The organism is Pseudoalteromonas shioyasakiensis, assembly GCF_022398475.1.
GTDB lineage: Bacteria > Pseudomonadota > Gammaproteobacteria > Enterobacterales > Alteromonadaceae > Pseudoalteromonas.
Map to the genome: position 1 here is coordinate 1 of NZ_JAKEVM010000229.1, position 3,815 is coordinate 3,815.

Annotated in this window: 2 protein-coding genes and 4 tRNA genes; 5 read left to right on the plus strand and 1 reads right to left on the minus strand. The window is 36.2% G+C overall.

Annotated elements, in window-relative coordinates:
* Nucleotides 1-337: 337 nt before the first annotated feature.
* Complete coding sequence (locus L1D51_RS20835) at nucleotides 338-1,951, minus strand: KAP family P-loop NTPase fold protein (RefSeq protein WP_239964747.1); 1,614 nt, start codon at nucleotides 1,949-1,951, stop codon at nucleotides 338-340.
* 53 nt (nucleotides 1,952-2,004) lie between these two features.
* Between L1D51_RS20835 and L1D51_RS20840 the strand changes: the two genes are divergently transcribed.
* The 5 genes from L1D51_RS20840 (at nucleotide 2,005) to L1D51_RS20860 (ending at nucleotide 3,761) form a co-directional block, all read left to right on the plus strand.
* On the plus strand, nucleotides 2,005-2,895 hold the full coding sequence (locus tag L1D51_RS20840) for a hypothetical protein (protein ID WP_239964748.1): 891 nt from the start codon (nucleotides 2,005-2,007) through the stop codon (nucleotides 2,893-2,895).
* Between the two features lie 489 nt (nucleotides 2,896-3,384).
* Nucleotides 3,385-3,461: transfer RNA gene (locus tag L1D51_RS20845), tRNA-Asn, on the plus strand.
* Between the two features lie 21 nt (nucleotides 3,462-3,482).
* Nucleotides 3,483-3,559 (plus strand) — tRNA-Asn (locus L1D51_RS20850).
* Between the two features lie 19 nt (nucleotides 3,560-3,578).
* Nucleotides 3,579-3,655 (plus strand) — tRNA-Asn (locus tag L1D51_RS20855).
* Between the two features lie 29 nt (nucleotides 3,656-3,684).
* Nucleotides 3,685-3,761 (plus strand) — tRNA-Asn (locus tag L1D51_RS20860).
* Nucleotides 3,762-3,815 lie beyond the last annotated feature (54 nt).

Genomic DNA, 3,815 nt, shown 5'->3' on the forward strand with positions numbered 1-3,815 from the left:
ACATTGAGTATATTAAATGATATGCATGCCAACTAATTAAATATACTTTTATAGTAAAAAGCGTTAGCATTTACACTAATCTGTTCCATATTTACATATGAATCTTTGCTCTGAAGCTTAACCTTTAACCCAGCATAGGCTCCTAACCCCTTAAAATACAAAATAGTAATCATGCAGTTAGCTAATTTTAGCAAGCTTGAGGCAAGGGCTACTTGAACTTCAGGCGATTGTTTAAAGTAAGTTAGATTAGGCGTTGAAAGCACACCAAAAAAACCATGTTGTTTTTCGGTGTTGTGTTTGGGGTTCTGTTAGTTATGGCCGTGCGGGGTTTCGGGAATTACGCCATATCAAGATTATTTGCTAACTCAACGACATCTTTATATTTCTCTATGTTCATTTCAACATCATTAAAACACTTTAATATTCTGACCATCAAGCCATAATCAGGTTCTGAGCTTCCCCTGATCTTCCCTTTATTACTAATTAAAGTATTAATTAAGGTTCCGAAAGGTCCGTTTACCCTCTCGCTAATCGCTGCTAAATAATGTGAGAAAGAAAAACTATTAGTAGACTTGAGATAGCTTGAAATGTCTTTTCCCAACTTAAGCGATTCTTCAGCTATTTCTCTCTCCTGCTCTTCATTATTCATATTAATTCTAACCTTCGATATAGCTGTTTGTACTTCCGATAGTCTTGTAACGTGACTGATATTTGCGTATCGATAATTGAGCATTTCAAAGAGAAATGTATCGTACTTTTCTTTGCTATGACTCAATAAAGTTATCATTACTAACAATACACTGATATCAACTTTTACATTTGCAAGTGATAATACAGAAAACTTTAATCGATTAATTATTTTTATTGCTTCTCTAGGTGCTATTTCAAAAGCATTGAATAGCGACACAGCAAAACTTAAAAGTTTCTCTTTAGTTTCATCAACAAACGGAAAAAGCACAACATTTTTATCGACTAAATAGTCAGATTCTAAAAAAGTTGTTTCACAATGTGTTAATAGCATTTCGACTGATAAACTTGTTCTTATAAAGTATTTACTATCAAAGAACCGATTTAAATATGACTCAGCGTTGAAGCCAGCTCCATAGACCGCTTTAATAGTGTGTTGGAGTTCTTTCGTATTTGTTGCAACGACAAAAACAAGCCCTGATATATCAAAAACATGCTTTATTGCTTCTAGCATTTCTACAGCATAAGTTGGCTTGCACCGATCTAACTCATCAATAAAAATATAGGCAGGGTAATCGATTGTGGTCGTACATATTTTATTAACAGGATTTTCTTTAACAAGTTTGACCCAGTCTTTTATTGATTTACTCAATGCTTCTACATTTTGTTTGTGGCTTTTGTGTTCGTTGTAGAATTCATTGAGAATCGCTTCACCAGCAGCTGCGAAATTAATCTCATTTTTTTTACTATCATTAGACTTAGTGTCGTCATTACTTTTAGGGTCTGCTGTTTGATTTTCACTATCAGAAGTGAAAATACTTAAATCAAAGCCTAGAAACTTTTTCATCACAGCACTTGCAACTTTAGGTGCAGCTTTTTTTAGTACAATATTTGCTTTGTCGATGGCCGTCTGAGAGACTTTTTCTGATGTTTGCTCTTTTAGTTGCTCCAACAACTCAGTCAGAACAGTAATTAGTGGAGATTCAAGGTAATCTGTTGACCACGTATCAATATATACTACAGGATGATCTTGTTTTAATGAATTAGCCCACCGCTTCAAAAAGTAAGTTTTGCCAGCTCCCCAATCAGCATTTAAGTTAAGAACATGACTTTTGATACTATCAATATCATTCCCGCGGTCTGGGTTGACCTCATTATTGATTGTTATTGTAAGAAAACGAGCATGCTTTGCTCTATCAAGCAGATCTGGTGGTAAATTTTCACTCTGAAATAATGCTCCACTATCCCAGTTAAATCGACTCATGTAATATCCCTTTTTATTGTCATAATACATAACTATAAACAAAAGGATTTACGATGTCTTCAATACCTGAGATTTTTGACTCCACCAAAACTGCCATTCAAAATAGGATCACACACCCTATTTTGGGTAGTTTCATTATATTTTGGTTTGTTTTTAATTGGGAAGCTGTTTTGTTTGTAACTTTTGGCGATGAAGCAATGCTATACAAATTAAAATGGGTTAATGAAAACCACAAAGATCTTATGCAAAATTTTCTTTACCCATTGGGTTGCTCTATTGCCGCATCAACAATTGTTCCTTTCCTCTCTCTTTATTTGAAGCTCTTTACTAATAAAATACATCTATTAGGCTTAAATATAGATATAAGCTTCAAGAGAGCGGTTAAAGCTATTAATGAAAGCTTTTCAGATGACGAGCATACTCAAGTCAATAAATTAAAAATGGAATTAGAGTCCATAAATGGAGAGCTAGAATTTGCTGAGTCTCGTTTGAAGAATGAGCTAAACATTAAAGAGAAAGAGTTGAATGCTAAAAAAGAACAATACAACTCTGAATTAGCCTCACTAAAAGATCGTTTTAATATGTTCACCCCTCTACTTATTGAAACAGAAATATCCCCGGATTTATTAAATAAGCAGTTAAATTTTAAAGAAGTTTGTAAGTTAAACATCCTCACAAGCCTATACCGATGCAAAAACAAATACCTCACTATTGCAGAGATCCAAGCTAATGATGGAAATTTAGATGCTAACCTTTTGAGTGAAATTTTAAATGAGTTCAATATGAGGTCAATTACAGAGTGTGACGGTAACAACTTAGGTGAGCCAAGTACATTTGTCTACCTTCAAGATGAAGGGGCTTTAGAAATTATTCATTTAAAAGCGAAAGTCATATCTCAAGAGTTGAAGCTCGGTTACAACACAAATTTACCCAATATATTATAAATCTTAAAACAAGCACCTCTGTCGTCTTTGCACTTCCCCCCTCGCTGTTGCTGAATAATTTCAGCAACACGCCTTTGCGTTAAATCAAATTTAATGGCTAAGGCTTCAATGCTTTGGCCGTTGAACTCCTACCATATTTGAATACATCGCAATGCCTACAGAGCATTCAAATGCTCTATAGGATCAACTTTAAAATTTGAAAACATTACATAAATAGTGATTTCCTCGATTTGGTAAAGAATAACTTAGCAAAGAAACTTTTTTATATTTTTAAAAAATGTGTCACTGCTTAAAAAGCATGCAAAAAAGCCAAGCTTTCGACATAGATCCCCCGCTGCCAAGCAAAAAAAGCTGAGCTTTTCAGCTACATTTTGCTCAGATCGAACATAAAAACATCGAATAAGCTTCTTTTTTGAATTTATGAAGTTTTTATGTTGACACTTTGCAATGCTGTCATTAATATTTCGCCCCGTTGAAAGGCATGACGCTTCCCCCTTAGCTCAGTTGGTTAGAGCGACGGACTGTTAATCCGCAGGTCCCCCGTTCGAGTCGGGGAGGGGGAGCCAAGTTTTTCAATCATAAACGTTTCCCCCTTAGCTCAGTTGGTTAGAGCGACGGACTGTTAATCCGCAGGTCCCCCGTTCGAGTCGGGGAGGGGGAGCCAAGTTTATGAATATGATTGTTCCCCCTTAGCTCAGTTGGTTAGAGCGACGGACTGTTAATCCGCAGGTCCCCCGTTCGAGTCGGGGAGGGGGAGCCAAATCATAGCACCACACTACTCTATTTAGTTCCCCCTTAGCTCAGTTGGTTAGAGCGACGGACTGTTAATCCGCAGGTCCCCCGTTCGAGTCGGGGAGGGGGAGCCAACTCCGCGAATCTATTAAAATTTTATCTACTATTATTCGTCGATTGTATTAGAC